Origin of the sequence: Microbacterium sp. CFBP9023, from assembly GCF_034045055.1 — a bacterium.
Classification (GTDB): Bacteria; Actinomycetota; Actinomycetes; order Actinomycetales; family Microbacteriaceae; genus Microbacterium.
On the sequence record NZ_JAXCWI010000001.1, the window covers coordinates 94,878 to 115,135 of the forward strand.

The following is a 20,258-nucleotide window of genomic DNA, read 5'->3' on the forward strand; positions in this document are numbered from 1 at the left end:
GTGAAATCTCCGGAGGCTCGGGGCCCGCAGGGCGCCGCGAGCAGATCCACCCTACCCGGAGCAGTTCGGAATCCGCCGAGGGCGCGGCGCGGAGGTCAGCGTTCGGGACGCAGCGTCGGGATCGCTCCGGTGTGCGCGGCGTCGATGTTCTCCCGCCACGACCTCGTCTGGCCGGCCCGCAGCGCACAGAGCACGAGCATGAACCAGCCTGCGCCGACGATCGTGAAGCTCTCGAACATCGACTCGACGGCGAGTGTGACGAGCATGAGCGGGGTCCAGGCGTAGACCACCGAACGCCGAGCGCTCGCGACGAGCCAGGACCGGACGGTGGCGATGCCGCCGAACAGGAGGAAGAGCACGAGGCCGGCGGCGCCCAGTTGCAGCAGGACGTCGAAGTATGCGTTCAGCGCGCTCTGGTGGTGGTCGTCGAGCAGGAAGTTGATGTACGTGAACGGGAACTCTCCGCGGGCCCACGCGCCGTACCAGCCCCACCCCTCGACCGGCTTGAGAGCGACGAAATCGAGGATCGTGTTCCACAGGGTCGCTCTGATCGAGAAGTCCGAACCGGCATCGAGCAGCGCGATGATCACATGGCGCAGTGCGAACGCGGCGGCGAGGGCGAGAGCGACGAGGACACCGAGCACCCACTGCACGATGGTCCGCCGCTCGGGCGGGGTGTGACGGACGATCGCGAGCGCGACGGCGACGACGCCGACTGCGGCCGCGAGCACGAGCACGGTGGGGGAGGAGGAGAAGAAGGCCAGCAGCGCCGCGAGCGCGATCGAGGGGATCGCGATGCGAGCGGTCAGCGACTGCGACCGCCACTCCACCACGAAAGTGATGAGTGCGATCACGGTGACGAAACCGAGCATGTTCCTGCTGCCGAAGATCCCCTGCACGGGTCCGCCGACGGCCAGGTCTCCCTGGATGCCGAGGAAGAGGAAGGGCGTGTCGAGCAGCACGCCGGAGAGGAGCTCCAGGCCCAGAGACACGAGGAGGAGGAACCTCAGCGAGTCGCCCAGGGCGCGGACGGTCTGGAGGGTGTCGCGGATGTGCCCGACGGTGATCGCCAGGAAGGCGAAGCCGAAGAGCTCCATCCAACCGAAAGCGGTGTCGGACTTGTCGGTCGTCCACACGATGCTGACGGCGGCCCACGCCAGGAAGGCCAGCAGCGAGGACGGAGCGATCCGCAGCAGCGACAGCTCCTCCCTGCGCACCCACAGGATCCAGGCGCCGACGACGCACAGGACGGCGATGATCGTCGCGAGGGTGACCGATGAGGCGATGTGCTCGATCGCGAACGACGAGAAGACCGCTGTGAGGACCGCGATCGTGTACGCGCGGGCGAACTCGGCCGAGCCGAGCAGATCGCTCAGACGACGTTCGGGCGTCACGGAACCCGCCGGCTTCGCTCGCCGCGCTCGATCACACGCTCGCGTTCACCGACGCCGACCAGGGGCACGACCTTGATCTTGAACGAGAGCAGGACCAGCAGCATCCAGCCCCAGAGCATGATCGGGGTCGATTCCGTCAGACCCTGCACGAGCAGCACGACCGTGAAGAGGCTCGGAAGCAGAGTGATCGCCGAATAGTCGCGGTCCGACTTCAGATCCCAGCGAGGGCGGTCGATGGCGAAGAACCACGAACGCCAGAGCAGGCTGAGATAGGCGAGAGCCATAAGGACGACCCCCACCACGCCCAGCTGCATCAGCACGTCGAGCCACATGTTGTGCGCGTGGAACACGGTGATGCCGTGATCCTCGATCCATCCGGCGAAGGCAGGATCGAAGGGGACCCAGGGACTCGAGAACCCGTTGCCGAAGATCGGATGCTCCGCGGCACGCGCGAGGACCTTGTCCCAGATCTTGTCGGAGCGCCCGGTGAGGTCTGCGCTGCGACCGATGAGGGCGAACAGGGGTTCACGCAGGAGCCAGACGGCGGATCCGATGACCACGGCGCCGCCGATGAACAGCACATACAGTCGGGTTCGTGCGCCCGGAGACGTCGCGCGGCGCATCAGCAGAGCGACGACCAGGACTGCGGCGGCAGCGGCGGCGCACACGTATGCCGTCGCGGATCCGGCCCGGACGAGGAAGTATCCCGCGAGGAGGGCCCAGAGCGCGAGAGTGGTGCGCCAGCGCGTGCGCGCGGCGAACAGCACGCCGAAGGTGAGGATCGCGAACAGGCAGACGATGGCGAGCACGTTCGAATTGCCCACGATGCCCTGGATCCGTCCGCCGTCGACGAGGTTGCCGCGAACCCAGTACCAGTGGGCGTCGGTCTCGCCGTCCGGCCGCACGAAGAAGTTCGGCAGGATCGGAGCGTGGACGACAAGGGCGACCCACAGTTCGAGCGCGAGGGACAGGCCGAGGATCCACTTGAACGCGGAAGCGAGTGCCCGCACGATCTCGTGCCAGGTGAGCACATGGACGATGAAGAGCGCGTTCACCGTGACGGTGGCGAGCAGGACCCAGGTGATGATGGTCGCTCCGCGCCACTGAGACCACGCGATCGAGAGCAGGGCCAGCGTGGTGTATGCGATGGCGGCCCAGGGCAGGCGACGCCACGCGAACGCGGCAGGTCGCCGACGGGCGATCATCGGAACGCCGATGGAGAGCGTCGCGATCAGGAAGACGAGGAGGGTGATGAATGCGCCGATCTCGCCCACGAGGTTGTACACCGCCGAGTGCGCGAAGGTCGCGAACAGCACCAGGCCGATGTACCCGCGCAGCAGAAGATGCCCCGTGGACTCGCGCTCGGGAGCGGCGGGCGGGGCGGCGACCGGGTGCTTCGTGTATTGCGCCATCGCGTTCAGGCTACCGCGCGGAAGTCGCGAGTCACCGATGGGACGGTCGTGGCACCGTGGGTTCCCTGCCAATAGCCTGGTGGCATGCTGCTCAGTCTCTCGAATGCACCCCGTGACTACGCGTGGGGATCCCCGACGCTCCTGGCCGACCTGGAAGGCCGCACCCCCACGGGTGCGCCTGAGGCGGAGGTGTGGTTCGGCGACCACCCGGGAGACCCGTCCGACGTGCAGGGCGGCGGGACGCTGGACGCCGTCACGGGCGGTGCTCTGCCGTACCTGCTCAAGCTCCTCGCGGCCGCATCGCCCCTGTCCATCCAGGTGCACCCGACCGTCGAGCAGGCGAGAGCCGGGTGGGCGAGAGAATCGACGCTCGACGCCACGGACCCGACTCGCAACTACGGCGATGACAACCACAAGCCCGAGCTGATCGTCGCCCTGAGCGACCGGTTCGAATCCCTGAGCGGGCTGCGCCCCGTCGGCGACACCCTGGGCTTGTTGGGGGAGTTGAAGCAGAGCGCCGGGGTCGAGGAACTCGCTGATCGTCTCCGCGGTGAGGGCGACGTCCTGCGCGACACGATCGGCTGGCTGCTGTCCGGCGATGCGCGGTCCGTGGTCGACGACGTCGTCGCCTCTGTGAGCGCGGCCGCAGCCTCCGCGTCGGGGGAATGGGCCGAGACGCTCCGCGGTGTGGCGGCGATCGCGGAGACCTATCCGGGAGACCCCGGTGTGGTCGTCGCGCTGCTCATGAACCACGTGGTGCTTCGCAGGGGCGAGGGCATCTTCCTGCGGGCCGGGCTCCTGCATGCCTACATCGCCGGTCTCGGAGTGGAGATCATGGCGGCGAGCGACAACGTCCTGCGCGGCGGTCTCACGCCCAAGCGCATCGATGTGGCCGAGCTACTCTCGGTCCTCGACACGACGACCGGCGCGGTGCCGGTGCTGCGCCCGACGACGGATGGTGCGATCACGGAGTACCCGGTGCCCGTCGCGGACTTCTCGCTGAGAAGGGTCGAACTCGACGGCCAGGACGTCGTCATCGACGTGGACGGACCGACGATGGTCCTCGCGACGTCCGGTCGCGTCAGGGTGGGCGGTGCGGACGGTGCAGTGCTCGATGTTCCGGTCGGCACCGTCGCGTTCGCGTCCGCCGACGAGGTCCGATTGACCGTCGGCGGCCAGGGCGAGGCGTTCGTCGCATCGCCCGGCGATCTCACCTCCGGCCGCTGACTCCTCGGGCGGACGTGCGACACGCCGTACGGAGGTCAAGAACCTTCAAGACCGGATTGAGGGTTTACGATCCGCGACTTGACCGATGGGAATGACACGGGTGTAATTAGTTGAGCACGGCCCGCCGAGGGGGCGGAATTTAGGGGTTGGAGAGCGAGATGACGGGTTACCGTTCAGACGTACCGGAGAACTGGTTCGTCGATCCGATCAACCTCGGTGTTCCCGGGGTTCGCAAGGTCGAGACCGACGATGACAATGCTCTCGCATGGCAGAGCGATGCACTGTGCTCGCAGACTGATCCTGAGGCCTTCTTCCCCGAGAAGGGCGGATCGACCCGCGACGCCAAGAGGATCTGCACGTCCTGCGATGTCCGCGGCGAGTGCCTCGAGTACGCGCTCAACAACGACGAGCGTTTCGGAATCTGGGGCGGTCTCTCCGAGCGCGAGCGCCGCAAGCTCAAGCGTCGCGCGAGCTGACCCGGCAGTGATTCGTCCGCGTTCATAGCTTCGCGGCCACGCCGGGTCGGGTCAGCCCCCGATTCCTGTCGCACGCATAGGCTGACCACGTCATGCCAGCCCGAGTTCACGCAATCATCGTCGCGCGCCCCGGTTCCTCCGCCCGCGCGCAGCTGCTCCGCACACTCGATGCGTTGCGCTCCCAGACGACGCCCGCAGCCGCCATCACCCTCGTGATGTGCGGCGACGCGGCGTCGGCTCGCGAGAGCGAGGCCGTGACCAGCACAGTCGAGGGCATCATCCAGGCGCGCGGCAACACCTCATTCGCGGATGCCGTCGAACTCGCCAGACCCCGCATCCTCGAGGGCAGCGCCGTCTGGCTGCTCGCGCAGGACACCGCTCCGCACCCGCGAGCGCTCGAGCGCTTGATCGGCACTCTCGAACGATCTCCGTCGGCGGCGATCGTGGCGCCCAAGCTCGTGCAGACCGACAACGACCGCGAGATCGTCTCTCTGGGCGTCAGCATGACGACCCTGGGGCGCTCGGTGGAGCTGGCCGGCGGCGAGCTCGACCAAGGACAGCACGATGCCAGCGACGACGCGCTCGGTGCGGACATCCGCGGCATGCTGATCCGCGGCGAGGTCCGCGATGCGCTGCGTCCGGATCCGGCGCTCGCGGGAGCCGACCTGGGTCTCGACCTCGGAGTGCGTGCCCGCCTCGGCGGCGGACGCGTCGTGCTCGCGCCCTCGGCGCGCGTATCCGTATCACCGGACGGACCAGGGACACCTCCGACCGCGCGGGGCAGGCGCGCGTTCGCGACCAGACTCGCCCAGCTGCACCGCCGCCTCGCTTATGCCCCGGCGATCTCCGTTCCGCTGCACTGGCTCACTCTGCTTCCTCTCGCGCTCTGGCGATCCATGGCCGACCTGATCGGCAAGAGGCCGGAGGCCGTCGCGCCCGAGTGGGCGGCTGCGGTGACGGCGATCTTCCGCTTCGGCGCGATCGCGCGGTCTCGTTCTCGCATCCGCTCCTTCCGCACCTCGAGCTGGTCGAGCATCGCCCCGTTACGTGTGAGCAGCTCCGATCTTCGTCGTCGGCTGGATGACGGCCACGGCAGCGAGGGCGGAGCGGTCAGTGAGCTCCGGTTCTTCTCGGGCGGCGGCGCCTGGGCGGTGCTGGGCGCCCTCGTCGTCAGCATCGCGACCTTCACCACGATCCTCGCGTGGCCCGTGCTCGGTGGCGGTGCGCTGCTTCCGCTGCGGTCGACGGTGGGTGCGCTGTGGAATGACGCCGCCTGGGGGCTGCGCGGTCTCGGAGTCGACGTCGTCGGCCCCGCGGATCCCTTCTCCGGAGTGCTCGCTGTGCTCGGCTCCCTCTGGCCGGCCGCCCCGTCGTTCTCCCTCGTGCTCCTCTGGGTGCTGGCGCTGCCCCTCGCCGTGCTCGGCGGCTGGTTCGCGGCCACGCGAGTGACCGATCGTGCGGGTCTGCGCATCTTCGCCGGAATCGTGTGGGCGCTCGCTCCCACCTTCCTCACCGCGCTCGTCGACGGTCGCCCCGCCGCTGTGCTGGTGCACCTCCTCCTGCCCTGGCTCTTCCACGCCGGGGCGGTGGCCCATCGTTCGTGGGGCGCGGCAGGTGCAGCGTCGCTCCTCTTCGCCGCGGTCGCGGCATGTGCGCCCTCGCTCGCCCCGGCACTCCTCCTGCTGTGGGTCGTGGCGCTCGGCATCACCCTCGCCGGCGCTCGTATCCGCGGAGCCGTCCGCCTTGTCTGGGTGCCGATTCCTGCCGTCGCCCTTTTCGCGCCGCTCGTGGTCTGGCAGCTGAGCCGCGGAGACATCCTCGCGGTGCTCGCGGATCCCGGCTCGATCTGGGCCGGTCCGCAGGCAGCGGCCGATGCCGCAGGCAGACTCGCGTTGGCCAGCGGATTCCCCAGCGGTGACATGGCCGGGTGGGCGACGTGGCTCGGCCTCGAGCTCGCGCCGTGGGTGGGGGTGCTGCTCGCCCCGCTCGCGCTCCTCGCTCTCGCATCAGCGGTCGCCCCGCGCTGGCGAGCCGGAATCACTCTTCTGCTCGTCGCGCTCTGCGGCCTGGCCACCGCGTTCTTGGCCGTGGGAGTCGCCGTGTCCTTCGCCCAGGGGACTCCCGTCGCCATCTGGCCGGGTTCGGGTCTCAGCCTCGCGTGGATCGGCGTCACCGGAGCCGCCCTCGTGACGCTCGACACCGCGGTGACCATGCCACGGGTCCGGGTGCTCAGCGCGGCGGTCGCCGGTCTTGCGATCGCCGTGTGCGCTGTTCCTGCCCTGGCCGCGGTCCACGCGGACGAGTCGGAGCTCCGAGACGGTCCCGCATCGACGCTGCCGGCGTATGTCGCAGCGCAGGCGGGTGCCGACCGTCAGATCGGAACCCTCGTGCTCACCCCGCAGAACGACGGCGGCCTGGCGACCGAGGTGGCGTGGGGCGGAAGCGAGACGCTGAGCGCCCAGACGACGATCCTCTCGACAGCGACGGAGCTGCGCGGCTCCGACCTCACGACGCTCGCGGTCGATCTGCTCTCGGCCAGGGACTTCGATGCGGCTGATGAGCTGGCTCGGACGGGGATCTCGTACGTCCTGCTCGCACAGGTCTCGGGTGAGGAGTCGGACCGTGCTCGCTCTCTGCGCACGGCCGCGGTGACATCGCTCGACCAGCGGGCCGGTTTCGTCCAGGCCGGCTCGACCGACCGTGGTGTGCTCTACAGGCTGGAGGCCGACGCCTCGCCACGGGCTCCGCTCTCGACCGCTCAGCAGGCGACAGCGCGCCTCGTGATCACGGTCCAGCTCGTGCTCGTGCTCGCGGCGCTGCTGCTGTCCGTGCCGACACGTGCGTCGCGGCGAGCAGCTCGCGCCCGCTCGCGCATCGTCGGACGAGCACCGGAAGAGCCGCTCGTGCTGCCTCGGCACCCCGAGGACCGCGACGGCGCCGCAGAACCGCACAGCGATCCGGAGGTCGCTGAGACAGCCGCAACAGCCGACGCCGCGCCCTCGGACGGGCCCGAGCCGGATGCGGCAGTCGAGGCCCAGCCGTCGACCGAACAGGGTGAGGAGGAGCGGCGATGACCCGCAACCGCGCATTCCGGGTGGCGGCGACCGGCGCTCGAGTCCTGACAGGCGCCGTCGTCGCAGGAGCGTGCGTCGTCGGTGTCGTCGTCGGCATCACCGCGCCGTGGCCGACTGTCTCGCACGAGCCCGCTCAGGCGCAGGTGGCGCCCCTTCCGGGTGACACCGTTCTCGTCTGCAACGGTGACCTTCGCGCGGTCGGTCGAGATCCCTCCAACCCGCTCGAGATGGTGTCGGCGGCGTCTCCCCAACTGACCTCCGAGGGGTCGTCCGGGCGACCGGAGTCGAGTCCCCTGCCTGCGAAGGACCTCGCCGACGGCGGATCCGCGCAACGCCTCGTGGGCCCTGTCGAGGGACGCCAGGCGCCGCTGCTCGGCGCCACGGAGTCGGTCAGCGTGCAGGAGGCGGACCTGTTCGGTCTCGCCGCGGCGCCCTGCCGTCCTGCGGGCATCGAGTCGTGGCTCGTCGGCGGAACGGTCGCCACCGGGACCGAGGACCTGATCGTTCTCACGAACCCCGGGGTCGTGCCCTCCACTGTTTCTCTCGGCGTGTTCGGGTCTGCGCGGGCGTCCAGCACCGTGATCGTCCCCGCGGAGTCTCAGGTCGCGCTCGCGCTGTCCTCGATCGCCGCCGGATCGGACTTCCCGATCGTCAAGGTGACCGCGACAGGGTCGCCCGTGCGCGCTGTACTGCAGTCGTCGCTCACCCGGACCCTCGATCCCTCGGGCATCGACCTGCAGGATGCGGTTCCCGCTGCGCAGCGTCAGCCGGTGCTCCCGGGCATCCAGGTCTTCGAGAACCAGGGCGACAACGCAGACATGGCGGTTCTGCGGCTGATGTCACCCGAGGTCGATTCCCAGGCCGTCGTGACGGTCAGAGAGGTCGGTGCGTCGACGATCGCCGACGAGTTCACCGTTCCGCTCACCGCCGACGCACCCACCGAGCTGTCGCTCTCCGCGCTGTCGCCGGGGGACTACACGATGAGCATCGAATCGGACAACCCTGTGCTCGCCGCGGTGCGGCAGCAGGATGTCGCCGGGCCGCAGGACGATTTCGCCTGGGTCACGCCGGCGCCGGAGCTCGAGGATGACGTGTACGTCGCCGTTCCTGCCGGGCCGACGCCGCGCCTCGTGCTCGCCAACGACGAGGATGTCGATGCGACGGTGCAGGTCGCATCGACATCGGGCGGAGAGCCCGTCGAGGTCACTGTCCCCGCCCACTCGTCGGCGTCGGTCGATGTGACGCCGCGCACGGTGTATGCGCTGTCGACCTCGGCGCCGGTGCATGCCTCCGTCACGATGAGCGCGCCCGGAGCGCTCGCGGTCTGGCCGGTATGGCCGGCTGCGGGGGCGCAGCAGAGCATCACCGTCTACCCGTGACCCGCGGACCGGCGAGGACGGTCTCTGAGCTCAGTGCTCGTGGCCGCCGAGGTCCCAGGGCTCGCGGCCGACGTACTCGGCCGCAGCTCTGAACACGGCGCTCTCGATCGCCATCCTGCGGTGGGCGGAGTCGTCGTGTCCCGGCGGCAGCAGCCGTTCGATGGGAAGCCGGAAGAGCACGATGCGCGCCTTCTCGTGATCGAGGTACCAGCGCGGGACCTCGTCTGCGGCCTCGAACGCGGGCATGGCGCCGATCTCGAACCGCACCTCCTGCAGTTCGGGCCAGGTTCCTCGAAGGAACTCCACCGCAGTGCCGACGGTCAGATCGAACCGGTCGATGCGCCCGTCGAGAGGGGCGAGTGGAGGGCGCACGACCTCGCTGCGTCCGAGCCGACCGTGGCGCCCGTGCCTGGCCCCGCGGCGGGGTGCGTCAGAGGTGCGGGAGCGACGGGGCATAGCGAAAGTCTAGGCCGAGTCCGACGGGCGCGGCGGCGCGGCATCCGCTCATCCGATGAACCTCGACGTAGCCTGGCGTGAATGGACGGAAGACTCTGCTCTAAGGTCGGCTGCGCGCGCGAGGCCGTGGCCACTCTCACCTACGACTACGGCGATCAGATGGCCGCGCTCGGGCCCCTGGGGATGGCGCGCCACCCGAACGCGCACGATCTGTGCGCACAGCATGCGGACCGCCTGTCCGTTCCTGCGGGATGGCTCGTCGTCCGGCACGAGGCGCTTCGCGCCTGATATACCGTCCGCATCGCCGACGGGGACACGCCGCCTCGGGGCGGGTGGGTCATCGACGCATGCCGATACGCTGACCGCGGATGCGCCAGGGCGGCGCCGCCGGAAAGGCAGCCGTGATCGTCTGGCGACGCTGGATCTTCCCTCTTCTTCTCGTTCTCGTCTTCGGTGCGTGCGCCGCGGCTCTCGTGAAGATCGCGTTCTTCCCGGACGCCACAGAGGCGATGGTCAGCCCCGAGTCGTCGATCGTCGATCCCGTCATCCCGGTCGAACGGGGCTCGGTGGTGAACGCTCTCACCCTGAGCGGCAACGTCGCACGCGACGACGCGTTCCCGGTGCGGTCGGAGATCACCGGAACGGTCGTCGCGGTGCATGTCCCCGACGGGGCGACCGTCGCGGCGGGGCAGAAGCTCTTCACGATCAGGCAGGACGAGCCCAAGAAGGATGTGGACGTCGTCGCGCCGGAGGCCGGCGACGTCTCGGAGATCGCTCTCGTGAAGGGTCAGGCGACATCCACCGGAACCGAGATCTTCACGCTCACGCCCGCGCGCTACCACCTGCTCGCGACCGTCGAGCCGGTCCAGCTGTACCGCCTGGTGAATGCGCCGGCCGACGCATCGGTGACGATCACCGGGGGGCCCGCGCCGTTCGTGTGCACAGGAGTGCGGGTGCAGGTGAGCGCCGAGGGCACAGCGAGCGTGCGATGCGCGGTGCCCGGTGACCAGGTCGTCTTCGCCGGTCTGCCGGCGACGATGGATCTGGCGCTCGGGCAGGTGGACGACGCCCTGGTGGTGCCGGTCACCGCTGTGCAGGGTGGCGCGGGCACGGGCAACGTCTGGGTCGATGCCGGCGACGGCGCTGAACCGGAAGAGCGAGCGGTCGAGCTCGGCGTGAATGACGGGGCCATGGTCGAGGTGGTCTCCGGCCTCGAAGAGGGGGAGTCGATCCGCCAGTTCGTCCCCGGCTTCGTCGCCCCGGTCGAGGAGGTCTGCTACGAGGTGGCTCCCGGAGTCGAGCAGTGCGACAGCGGGGTCAGCTGGTGACTCTCGTCGCGCTGAGCGATGTGACGAAGAGCGTGCGGCTCGCTGACGACTCGGAGCTGGAGATCCTGCGAGGGATCACGCTCGAGGTCAGTGCGGGCGATCACGTCTCGATCGTCGGCAGGTCGGGCTCCGGGAAGTCGACGCTGCTCAACATCCTCGGGATGCTCGACGCTCCGACCACCGGCTCCGTGTCGTTCGAGGATCGCGAAGTGCGTCGGATGCGGTCGGGGCGGCTGGACCGGCTGCGCGGCGACAACGTCGGCTTCGTGTTCCAACAGTTCAATCTGCTCCCGGGGCGCACCGCGCTCGACAATGTGATGATGCCACTCGGCCATGCGCGCGGTCGGCTGTTCTGGAACAGGAGGCAGATCGCCGCTGACATGCTCGAGAGAGTCGGCCTCGGTCATCGCATCGAGCAGGTCGCCGATCGACTCTCGGGAGGAGAGCAGCAGCGGGTCGCGATCGCGAGGGCCCTCGTGCGCAGGCCCGTGCTGATCCTCGCGGACGAGCCGACCGGCGCACTCGACATCGACACGGGCGCGTCCGTCATGTCGCTGCTCGACGAGGTCGCGACCGAGACCGACGCGGCGCTGGTGACCATCACGCACGACCTCCATGTGGCCGCCCGTGCCCGACGGCACTACCGACTCGACGCCGGGGTCCTCGAGCCTGCGGATCTCAGCCGCGCCTTCGAAGCCTCGACCCTCGCGGCGTCCGTTCCCTCCGCATCCGTTCCCTCTTCATCCGTCCCGGCCGCATCCGCACCGGCGGCTACGTCCACCGGGGCCGAGATGCCGACACCTGGCAGCATGCCGGCCATGCCGTACTCGCGTCGCGGAGCCGCGTCATGACCGGCATCCTCGGAGCGCTGTCGGATGCGTGGGCGGAGATCCGCGTCCACAAGCTGCGTGTGCTGCTCAGCCTGATCGGCATCGCGGTCTCGGTGGCAGCCCTCACCGGGGTCGTCGCCGTCTCGGAATATCAGCGTCAGTTCCAGGCAGAGCAGTCGGATCGCTGGGGAGGCAGGGCGGCGACCCTGGTCGTCACGATCAGCAGCGACGACGGGGCGCCGGTCGACTTCGACGCCTTCGATGAGAGGTTCACGCGCGTCACCGAGCGGTTCGAGTTCAGCCACACGGCCCGGATCGCGCAGGGCATGGTCGTTCCGGTGCAGCTGCCGGACGGCATCGTCGATGTCAACTCACGATTGATCGATCCGCTCTACTCCGAGATCCACCGCGAGCAGCTGCTCGTGGGCCGATGGATGCGGGATGCGGATGCCGACGCACTCTCCCCGCCCGTCGTGATCACGGAGGCGCTGTGGGATCGCATCGGTCGCACGCCCGTCGCGGAGCATCCGATTCTCACGCTCGCGGGGCCTGCGGGTGGCACTTATCAGGTCGTGGGTGTCGTGCCTCGCCAGGGGTTCGGAGACGAGGAGCTTCGGGTCGACATCCTCTACGACGCGTATCGTGCCCGCGTCGATGCTCTGCCGGAGAGCGCCTGGCCGCAGTACGAGGTCTGGCTCGGGCAGGAGCAGGTCGACGAGATCGCACCGGTGCTCGCCATGGATCTTCGCGCAGGGCTCCCGGACGGGCAGACGGTGTCGGTCAGCCGGTCGGACTGGGCCGCCCAGCCCGGTGCGCTGGATGCGCAGGCGACGTTCGAGATGGTCACCGGCGGCATCGCTGCCGTGATCCTCGCGCTGGGAGCTCTGAGTCTGATCAACATCCAGCTCGTCGCGATGCGGCAGCGAGTGCGTGAGATCGGCGTGCGTCGCGCTTTCGGCGCCACCTCGGGCCGGGTCTTCTTCTCGGTCTTCCTCGAGAGCCTCGTCGCGACGACGGTGGCGGGGCTCGTCGGCATCGCGATCGTCGTCGCGGTGCTCCGTTCGGACTGGGTCGTCACCTCGCTGTTCTACGGGATCCAGGACGTTCCGCCGTTCCCGATGCGCGCGGCCTTCGTGGGGCTCGCCGCGTCGATCCTGGTGGGCGCCGTCGCCGGCTTCATCCCTGCACTGGTCGCCCTTCGCGTCAAGGTGATCGACGCGATCCGATTCTGACGGCGCCGGGGTTCGCGAAGAGACCGGTGTGCTCAGGCCCCGACGCGTCGGCCGGTGAGCTTCTCCGCTCGGCGGTCGGCGTTCTCCAGCGCTCTGCGCTCCCGCTCGCGCCGCAGCACGGTGATGCCGATGAGCGCAACCTCCGGGGCGGCCTGAGGCAGAGGCGAGACGAACGGCGATGCCTCGGTCAGGAGATCCTGCGCCACTCGGGCGCGAGCTGACGGGACCATCCGCTGAGCGCTCTGCAGGAACTGCGAGATGCGGCGCGCGAGACGGTCGGGGAGGCGCGCGACATCGGCGATCTGCGCCCAGCCGGCGAGCATCGGCGGCAGCACGGGGACGCTCGGGATCAGCTTCGGCGTGCGCACGCGCTGGCTGTAGGTGCCGGCGACCATGTCTCCCAGCCGCTGCGAGCGGGCGCTGAACGCTCCGGCGAGCACCGCGATGCTGCCCAGCGTCATGTAGATCTCGAGGACGCCGAGGAGTGCCCTGATGAACGCATGGCGGAAACCGGTCGCGCCGCCGTCGAGTCGCACGATCCGACCCCCGACGGCGAGCTTGCCCAGGCTGCGGCCCTTGAGGGCGACCTCCATGGTGATCGGCAGCACCACGAAGCTGATCACGATCGAGGCGATCAAGGCGATCGTGTCTGTCGCCTGGGTCAGGACGCCGATGTCGAGGAGCCAGATCCGCAGGAAGATCGTCGACAGGAACACCGCGAGGCTGACCAGGAGGTCGATGATCGCGCCCGCGGCTCGCAACACGAAGCCGATCGGCTGCACGTCGATCGCGACGGCCTCGCCCGAGAGGACCTCGTCGGATGCATCGAGCGCGGCGGACATGAGTACAGTAAATCAGGTGGATGCCGATGCGCTGACAGATGCACGCCGCGCCGAGTGGGAACGGCTCGACCAGCTGAGCCGTGCTCGGCTCGACGGCGCGGGCGTCGACGAGCTGATCGTCCGCTACCGCGCGGCGTCCGCGGATCTCGCTGAGCTCAAGACCTCGGTGGGGGAGTCGCCTCAAGGTGCGTACCTCTCGACGATCCTCGTGCGCGCGCGGCTGCGACTCACCGGGGCGTCCGACAGCATCCTCACCCAGACCGGCCGATTCTTCTCGCTGCAGCTGCCCGCCGCGCTCTATCGACTGCGCTGGACGACGCTCGTGATCGCGGCGTCATTCATCGCGATCGTCGTCGGGACCGCGACATGGATCTCGGCAGATCCGGCACTCCTCGCGACCCTCGGCCCGCCGGACCTGCTGGAGCAGTACGCCGACGAGAGCTTCACCGGCTACTACACCGAGAACCCGGCCGCGGTGTTCATGGGCATGGTCTGGTGGAACAACGCCTGGATCGCCCTGCAATGCGTGCTGTTCGGCATCACCGGCATCTGGCCGATCAACGTCCTCGTGCAGAACGCGATGGGGCTGGGCGTGTCGGGCGCGGTCATGGCCGCACACGACCAGGTCGATGTGATGATCCTCTACATCCTTCCGCACGGGCTCCTGGAGATGACATCGATCTTCGTCGCGGCTGCGGCGGGTCTGCACCTGTTCTGGTCGTGGGTCGCGCCGGGACACCGTTCGAGAGGCGAGTCACTCGCGTCCGAGGGACGCTCGCTCGCGACAGTGGCGATCGGACTCGTCTTCGCGCTGTTCGTGTCCGGACTGATCGAGGGATTCGTGACGGGGTGGGCGCTGCCTTGGCCGGTCAAGATCGGCATCGGCGTCGCCGCCCTCGCGGCGTTCCTCATCTATATGCTCGTGATCGGCGGTCGAGCGTATCGCCGCGGCGAGACCGGAGACCTCGTCGAGTACGAGGCAGGTACGCCCAGGCTCCTGGCCGGCTGACTCTCTGCGTTCAGAGGCGCCCGGCGGCCTTCAGCTCCAGGTACCGGTCTGCGATCCTCGGAGGCAGCGACTCGGGGTCAGCGGCGATCGCCTCGCCTCCCGCGCGGCGCACCGCGTCGGCCACGTTCTCCGCGTCGCGCATCGTGCGTTCGGCCGCTGCAGCGAGGTAGATCTCCTCCCGAGATCCGCGCCGCGTCGTGAGATCCGCGATGCCGTCGTCGGTGACCGAACCGACGAGGATCGATGTCGACCTGCTCGCGTCGGGGAACGCACCGAGGAATCCGCGAGCCGACTCGGCCGCATCCTGAGCGGTGAGCACCACGATGAGCGACGGACGGGTCGTGAGCGTGCGCACGGCAGCGAAAGCACCCGGCCAATCGGTGTCGACGAGACGCGCGTGCACCGGAGCCATCGCATCGGTCAGCGCCGGAAGCAGCGCTGTCCCCTCCACACCGGTCACGCGCGCCCGCACGACCCGGTCGTACATGAGCAGATGCACGTGGTCGCCCGCACGCGCGGCGAGGGCCGCGAGCAGAAGAGACGCCTCCAGGGCGGCATCGACCCTCGTGCCGTCGCCGACGCGCGCGGCGGCCGTGCGGCCGGTGTCGATGATGATCACGACGTGGCGGTCGCGCTCCGGTCGCCACGTCCTCAGCATCGTGGTGCCCGCGCGAGCGGTGGCGCGCCAGTCGATCGACCGCACGTCATCCCCTCGGACGTACTCACGGAGCGAGTCGAACTCGGTACCCTGACCGCGCACCTGGATGCTCGTGTTCCCGTCGAGCTCCCGCAGACGCGCGAGGCGGGAGGGGAGGTGCTTCCGCGACGAGAAGGCGGGCAGCACCCGGATGGTCCCGCGTACGAGGTGACGGGCCTGCCGGCCGGCGAGGCCGAGCGGACCGAGCGAGCGGATCATCACGAACTCGCTCGCCAGCTCGCCGCGACGTCGTGGCAGCAGGGGGATGGAGACGCGTCGCCGTTCACCCGGCGGGACGCTGAGTCGCTGACGGGCCTCACCCGCTCCGGCCGTCGGCTGCCAGGCATCGCGGATCAGCGCATGGAGCGTCCGGGGACCCTGATTCTGCAGCGCGACGCTCACGGGGACCTGCTCGCCGATGCGGGTGCGCGTCGGCACGCGCCTGGTCACGACGACGGAGCGGGGGCTCGGAGCCAGCAGCACGTCGACGACGATCAGCAGGACGCAGAGCAGCACCCAGATGCCGAGGGCGGCATAGGGCGGGAAGTCCGCCAGCCCGGCGAGGACGAGCGGGACGATGCCGACGGCGACGGCAAGCGCGAGACGGCCGGTGACGAACACCTAGATCGGCACCCTGGTCTGCTGGACGACGGATGTGAGCACGGCATCCGCGGACACGCCCTCCATCTGGGCGTCCGGACGGAGCTGCAGCCGGTGCCGCCAGACGGGGACGAGCATCGTCTGCACGTGATCCGGCGTGACGGCAGAGGATGCGTTGAGCCACGCCCACGCCTTCGCAGCGGCGAGCAGACCCGTGGAGGCGCGTGGGCTCGCGCCGAGCTCGACCGAGGGCGACTGCCTCGTGGCTCTGGCGAGGTCGACGACATAGCCGAGGACGTCATCGGTGACCTCGACGCGTCCTGCCGCATCCTGAGCCGCACGGATCTCGTCCGCGGAGACGGTCGCCTCCACGCCGGTGAGCTCGCGCGGGGAGAAGCCGGAGGCGTGCTTGCGCAACACGGACACCTCGGCATCCCGCTCCGGCATTCCCACGACCAGCTTCATCAGGAAGCGGTCGAGCTGAGCCTCCGGCAGCGAATACGTGCCCTCGTGCTCGATCGGGTTCTGCGTCGCGGCGACGAGGAACGGGTCGGGCAGAGCTCGGCTGACACCGTCGGCGGACACCTGACGTTCTTCCATCGCCTCGAGCAGGGCGGCCTGGGTCTTCGGAGGCGTGCGGTTGATCTCGTCGGCGAGAAGGATGTTCGTGAACACCGGACCCGCACGGAAGTCGAACTCGCCCGTGCGGGCGTCGTAGACCAGCGAACCGGTGACGTCTCCCGGCATGAGGTCGGGGGTGAACTGCACGCGCTTCGTGTCGAGGCCGAGCGCCCGGGCGAACGAGCGCACGACCAGGGTCTTCGCCACCCCGGGCACGCCCTCGAGCAGCACATGTCCTCGCGCGAGCAGCGACACCAGCAGGCCGGTCACCGTGCCCGCCTGGCCCACGACGGCCTTGTCGACCTCCGTGCGCACGCGGTGCATGGCCTGACGCAGCTCGGCGTCGTTGAAGTTCTCAGCGGTCACGTGGTGTCCTCGGCTTCCGGTCGGATGATGGATGGACGGCGGTTCGGCGGGGGCGGTTCATTCGGATCTCCGCTCCGTGAAGGACGAGGCGTCGACGGCGCTCTCGAGTTCCTGCAGTCGGCGCGCGAGGTCGATCAGTGACGGATCGTCGACGGGTGGCGCGCCCGCGAGCAGCTCGTGCAGCGAGCCACGCGGCACGCGCAGCCGGTCGGCTGCGGCATCCGCGACCTCCTCGGCACTGGCGGTGACAGCGAGGCCGAGCCTGCGCGCCAGGCGGCGCCGGCTCCCGTCACGGATAGCTTCGCCCGCGTGCGCGGCGTCGCCGGCCTTCGCGGTCAGACGTGCGCGACCGTGCATGGTCTCCGAGGCGCGGACCGTCACCGGCAGCGTCTCGGCGACGAGCGGTCCGAAGCGCTGACCGCGCCACAGTGCTGCCGCGACGCCGGCCAGCATGAGCAGCAGGATGGCCGGTGTCACCCATCCAGGGGTGAGCGACCCGAGGGTGTCCTCGGTCTCGCCCTCGATGTCCGTGTCGCCGAAACTGGGCACGTACCAGACGACGCGCTCGGTCTGTCCGAGCAGCGCGAGCGCGAGTGCGGCGTTGCCGTCGTCTGCGAGATAGGCGTTGCTGAAGAGGCGCGCACCCTCGACGACGACATGCGTGGCTCCGTCGCTCTCATCGATGAGCACGGCCGCCGCGTCGTCGTCGCCGAAGCATCCCTCCACGCCGTCGGCGGGTGTGAACAGCCGATCAGGACGGATCGAGCCGACGTCCGCGAACTCGGGTGCGTCGCAGTCCGCCCGCACCGGGGTGAAATCCGGGGTGGCGTTGTCGCCGATCCGCAAGAGGCTCAGCAGGTGTGTGCTGCTCGACAGGAAGACCACCCGGTCGGCGGGATCGATGAGCTCGGTGATCGCCTCGTCGGAGAGCGTGTACGGATTCGCCATCACGAGCGTGGCGTCGTCATCGAGCGCTTGGCTCGCCTCGGTGCGCGAACGGAAGACCGAGACCTCGACGCCGTTCTCCTGCAGGATCTGCGCGATGGCCATGGCACCCGAGTCGCTCACGCTCTCGGGATCGAGCGAACCCCGCTGATCGGGCATGCGCACACCGACCTGTATCGCGACGAAGACGCCGCCGAGGACGAGCGCCACGATGATCAGCCATCCGAGCAGAGCTCGCGACCGTCGGCCTCGAGGCGCGCGTTCGGCGGTCGACGCGGGGACGTCCTGCTGCTCGGCAACGCTCACGCGGTCACTGCTTCCGGGCGCAGGGCACTGAGACGGTCGTCTGTCGCTGCGAGCTCCGCGTAGCGATCAGCGGTCGCGGGATGCCGCAGATAGCGCACGTCGTCGAAGAACACGGCGGCCTGGCGGACGGGCGTCGTCTCCGCAGGGAACACGACAGAGACCTCGCGCGCGATCGCCTGGGCCGTCGCGCCGGGGGACGGCTCGATGAGGTCGCGCTCGAGGAGTCCTCTCGCGAGCGCGCGGAACCGCAGGACCGTCGCCTCGTCCCAGTCCGCCGCTCGCGCGGCACGGTCGGCATCCGCACGCAGCTGCGCCGCCGAACGGTCGTCCTCGGCGCCGAGAAGCCCGGCACCCGGCCGACGGATCGCCTGGGAGCGGCGAGGGCGACCCCAGATGATGAGGGCCGCCACAAGAGCGCCGAAGACGATGACGCTGACGATGATCAGTGCAGACGGCCCGACGCTGGCGCCGTTGTCGGAGCTGAACAGATCGGCGAGGAACCGTCCGATGTCACGCGCGACGAGATCGAACCACGTCGGCTTCGCATCGGCATAGCGCGGGTCGGAGAGCTCCTGCTCGGCCCACTGTCTCGCCTCGTCTCCGTCGGGCACCAGCACATCGTCCAGCGGGCGGATCATGCAGATCCTTCGCTGCCCGCTCCGGGGGCCGCCCAGGTGGAGTCGTCCGCGGGCGCTGAGGATGCCGGGGGAGCGGCGGGCGCCGGTGCCGGCCGATACGCCGGTGGCTGAGGCGGGACGGTCGCAGCCGGCGGCGCGTACGGCGGCTGTGAAGGGGGAGGCTGAGTCGGGTACCCGTACTGCTGCCCGGGGTACGGCTGTGCCGGGTACTGCTGCCCGGGGTACGGCTGTGCCGGGTATGGCTGTGCCGGGTACGGCTGCCCTCCATACGGCTGCCCTCCATACGGCTGCGCCCCATAGCCGGCCGGCGTCATCGTCGCCCATTCGGGCACCTGCTTGGGCGGCGGTGCACTCGAGACGGCGCGCGAGGCGTCGACGACGAAGGGGTCGCCGAGCTGTTCCTCCGTCCACCCCAGGTCGCGTCGCTCGACATGACTGATCAGCGCCTGGTCGAGACCCTCGTAGCGCATCCGACTGTCGAGATACACGAGGGTTCCTGCGGTGCTCTGCACCACGAGCGTGATGGCCTGCAGCACGAGGAGCAGGATCTGCGGGGCGAGGAGGGCGAAGACGAACCCCATGATCGCGGCAGTGTCCGCAGAGCCGGTCGGGGCGATGACCGATCCGAGCATCGAGCTCAGCAGCGACACGGGGAGATTCACGAGCTGCATCGCGGCGCCCATGATGGCGCCGATCAGGAAGGTGACTCCCCAGGCGATCCAGAAGCGACCGCGGGTGAGTCGCCACGAGCGCACGAGCGCATCGCGGAGCTTCGCGCGCTCGAGGACGAGGATGGACGGCACCAGCAGCAGCTTGGTCGTCAGCCAGACCAGGAGGGGGATCGTCGTGAGCAGGACGAGCAGCACGAGGATGACGACGCCGCCGATGGCCTCAGCGGATCCGCCGAGCCCGCTGGCGACGAAGCCGGCGACGATGACGAAGAGGATGACGATCACACCGAAGATGAAGATGACCGAGAGCGAAGCGAAGGCGGCCAGCCGCCAGAACGACGGGGTCATCTTGCGCCAGAGGGTCTTCAGCGTGGCCTTCACCCCGATCGCGGCGTAGCCGATCTCGGCTGCGACGACGCCCTGCATCAGAGCGGTGAAAGCGACGGACGCGAGACCGACGGAGATGCCCGCGACGATGTTCATCGCGATCGTTCCGGCGAACACGGCCTCGAAGTCCGGGGAGGAGGGAGAGAGCGACTCGAGCCGCGTGAACGTCGTGACGAACACGAAGCCCATCACCGTGGCGCTGAGCACCACGACCGCGAGCTGGATCACGACGCCGAAGCCGAAGAGGACCTTGGGGTTGTGGCGCAGCGCGACGAACGACTTGCTCAACAGCATCCCGAACGTCAGCGGATGCAGGGGGATGATGCCCTTCTTCGGGGCAGGGGTCCATGTCTGGCCGCTCACCGGCA

18 protein-coding genes are annotated in these 20,258 nt (G+C 69.4%); 9 read left to right on the plus strand and 9 right to left on the minus strand.

What is annotated here, in order from left to right:
* Positions 1-95 precede the first annotated feature (95 nt).
* Entirely contained in the window at positions 96-1,394 is a 1,299-nt protein-coding gene (locus SOM10_RS00425; RefSeq protein ID WP_053095648.1) for an O-antigen ligase family protein, read from the minus strand.
* Entirely contained in the window at positions 1,391-2,806 is a 1,416-nt protein-coding gene (locus SOM10_RS00430; RefSeq protein ID WP_320487950.1) for an O-antigen ligase family protein, read from the minus strand. The genes SOM10_RS00425 and SOM10_RS00430 overlap by 4 nt, the downstream gene beginning before the upstream one ends.
* Positions 2,807-2,890: 84 nt before the next feature.
* Here SOM10_RS00430 and manA point away from each other — a divergent pair, with 84 nt between their 5' ends.
* The 4 genes from manA (at position 2,891) to SOM10_RS00450 (ending at position 8,962) form a co-directional block, all read left to right on the plus strand.
* The gene (manA, locus tag SOM10_RS00435) at positions 2,891-4,033 is read left to right on the plus strand and encodes a mannose-6-phosphate isomerase, class I (RefSeq protein WP_320487951.1); all 1,143 of its coding nucleotides are present in this window, start codon (positions 2,891-2,893) and stop codon (positions 4,031-4,033) included.
* Between the two features lie 158 nt (positions 4,034-4,191).
* Positions 4,192-4,509 (plus strand): WhiB family transcriptional regulator, encoded by a 318-nt coding sequence (locus SOM10_RS00440; protein WP_072591048.1) that lies wholly within the window; start codon positions 4,192-4,194, stop codon positions 4,507-4,509.
* A 92-nt stretch (positions 4,510-4,601) separates the two neighbouring features.
* Complete coding sequence (locus tag SOM10_RS00445) at positions 4,602-7,583, plus strand: glycosyltransferase (protein ID WP_320487952.1); 2,982 nt, start codon at positions 4,602-4,604, stop codon at positions 7,581-7,583.
* Positions 7,580-8,962, plus strand: a complete 1,383-nt coding sequence (locus SOM10_RS00450) for a DUF5719 family protein (RefSeq protein ID WP_056278215.1) — start codon at positions 7,580-7,582, stop codon at positions 8,960-8,962. Before SOM10_RS00445 ends, SOM10_RS00450 begins: the two co-directional genes overlap by 4 nt.
* A 30-nt stretch (positions 8,963-8,992) precedes the next feature.
* Here the strand turns inward: SOM10_RS00450 and SOM10_RS00455 are convergent, their stop codons facing one another.
* A complete protein-coding gene (locus tag SOM10_RS00455) occupies positions 8,993-9,334 on the minus strand; it encodes a metallopeptidase family protein (protein ID WP_053095652.1) in 342 nt (113 codons plus the stop codon).
* A 165-nt stretch (positions 9,335-9,499) separates the two neighbouring features.
* Between SOM10_RS00455 and SOM10_RS00460 the strand changes: the two genes are divergently transcribed.
* The 4 genes from SOM10_RS00460 (at position 9,500) to SOM10_RS00475 (ending at position 12,808) form a co-directional block, all read left to right on the plus strand.
* On the plus strand, positions 9,500-9,706 hold the full coding sequence (locus SOM10_RS00460) for a DUF3499 family protein (RefSeq protein ID WP_053095653.1): 207 nt from the start codon (positions 9,500-9,502) through the stop codon (positions 9,704-9,706).
* Positions 9,707-9,786: 80 nt separating this feature from the next.
* Entirely contained in the window at positions 9,787-10,746 is a 960-nt protein-coding gene (locus SOM10_RS00465) for an efflux RND transporter periplasmic adaptor subunit (RefSeq protein WP_320487953.1), read from the plus strand.
* Positions 10,743-11,597 carry an ABC transporter ATP-binding protein gene (locus SOM10_RS00470; RefSeq protein ID WP_320487954.1) on the plus strand — a complete coding sequence of 285 codons (855 nt, stop codon included), beginning with the start codon at positions 10,743-10,745 and terminating at the stop codon, positions 11,595-11,597. Before SOM10_RS00465 ends, SOM10_RS00470 begins: the two co-directional genes overlap by 4 nt.
* Positions 11,594-12,808: an ABC transporter permease gene (locus SOM10_RS00475; protein WP_320487955.1), complete on the plus strand. Its 1,215-nt coding sequence runs from the start codon at positions 11,594-11,596 to the stop codon at positions 12,806-12,808. The genes SOM10_RS00470 and SOM10_RS00475 overlap by 4 nt, the downstream gene beginning before the upstream one ends.
* Positions 12,809-12,840: 32 nt before the next feature.
* On the opposite strand, the gene SOM10_RS00480 is transcribed toward SOM10_RS00475, so the two are convergent.
* Positions 12,841-13,650, minus strand: a complete 810-nt coding sequence (locus SOM10_RS00480; RefSeq protein WP_320487956.1) for an RDD family protein — start codon at positions 13,648-13,650, stop codon at positions 12,841-12,843.
* 16 nt (positions 13,651-13,666) lie between these two features.
* Between SOM10_RS00480 and SOM10_RS00485 the strand changes: the two genes are divergently transcribed.
* Positions 13,667-14,659: a stage II sporulation protein M gene (locus SOM10_RS00485; protein ID WP_053095656.1), complete on the plus strand. Its 993-nt coding sequence runs from the start codon at positions 13,667-13,669 to the stop codon at positions 14,657-14,659.
* Positions 14,660-14,669: 10 nt separating this feature from the next.
* Here SOM10_RS00485 and SOM10_RS00490 read toward each other — a convergent pair whose 3' ends face one another.
* The 5 genes from SOM10_RS00490 to SOM10_RS00510 all read right to left on the minus strand — a co-directional run bounded on the left by SOM10_RS00490 (position 14,670) and on the right by SOM10_RS00510 (position 20,253).
* Complete coding sequence (locus tag SOM10_RS00490; protein WP_056278220.1) at positions 14,670-15,977, minus strand: DUF58 domain-containing protein; 1,308 nt, start codon at positions 15,975-15,977, stop codon at positions 14,670-14,672.
* Positions 15,978-16,901 (minus strand): AAA family ATPase, encoded by a 924-nt coding sequence (locus SOM10_RS00495; RefSeq protein ID WP_222839202.1) that lies wholly within the window; start codon positions 16,899-16,901, stop codon positions 15,978-15,980.
* 99 nt (positions 16,902-17,000) lie between these two features.
* Complete coding sequence (locus tag SOM10_RS00500) at positions 17,001-18,194, minus strand: DUF4350 domain-containing protein (RefSeq protein WP_320487957.1); 1,194 nt, start codon at positions 18,192-18,194, stop codon at positions 17,001-17,003.
* Entirely contained in the window at positions 18,191-18,832 is a 642-nt protein-coding gene (locus tag SOM10_RS00505; RefSeq protein ID WP_320487958.1) for a DUF4129 domain-containing protein, read from the minus strand. The genes SOM10_RS00500 and SOM10_RS00505 overlap by 4 nt, the downstream gene beginning before the upstream one ends.
* A complete protein-coding gene (locus SOM10_RS00510) occupies positions 18,829-20,253 on the minus strand; it encodes a hypothetical protein (protein WP_320487959.1) in 1,425 nt (474 codons plus the stop codon). Before SOM10_RS00510 ends, SOM10_RS00505 begins: the two co-directional genes overlap by 4 nt.
* Between the last annotated feature and the right edge of the window lie 5 nt (positions 20,254-20,258).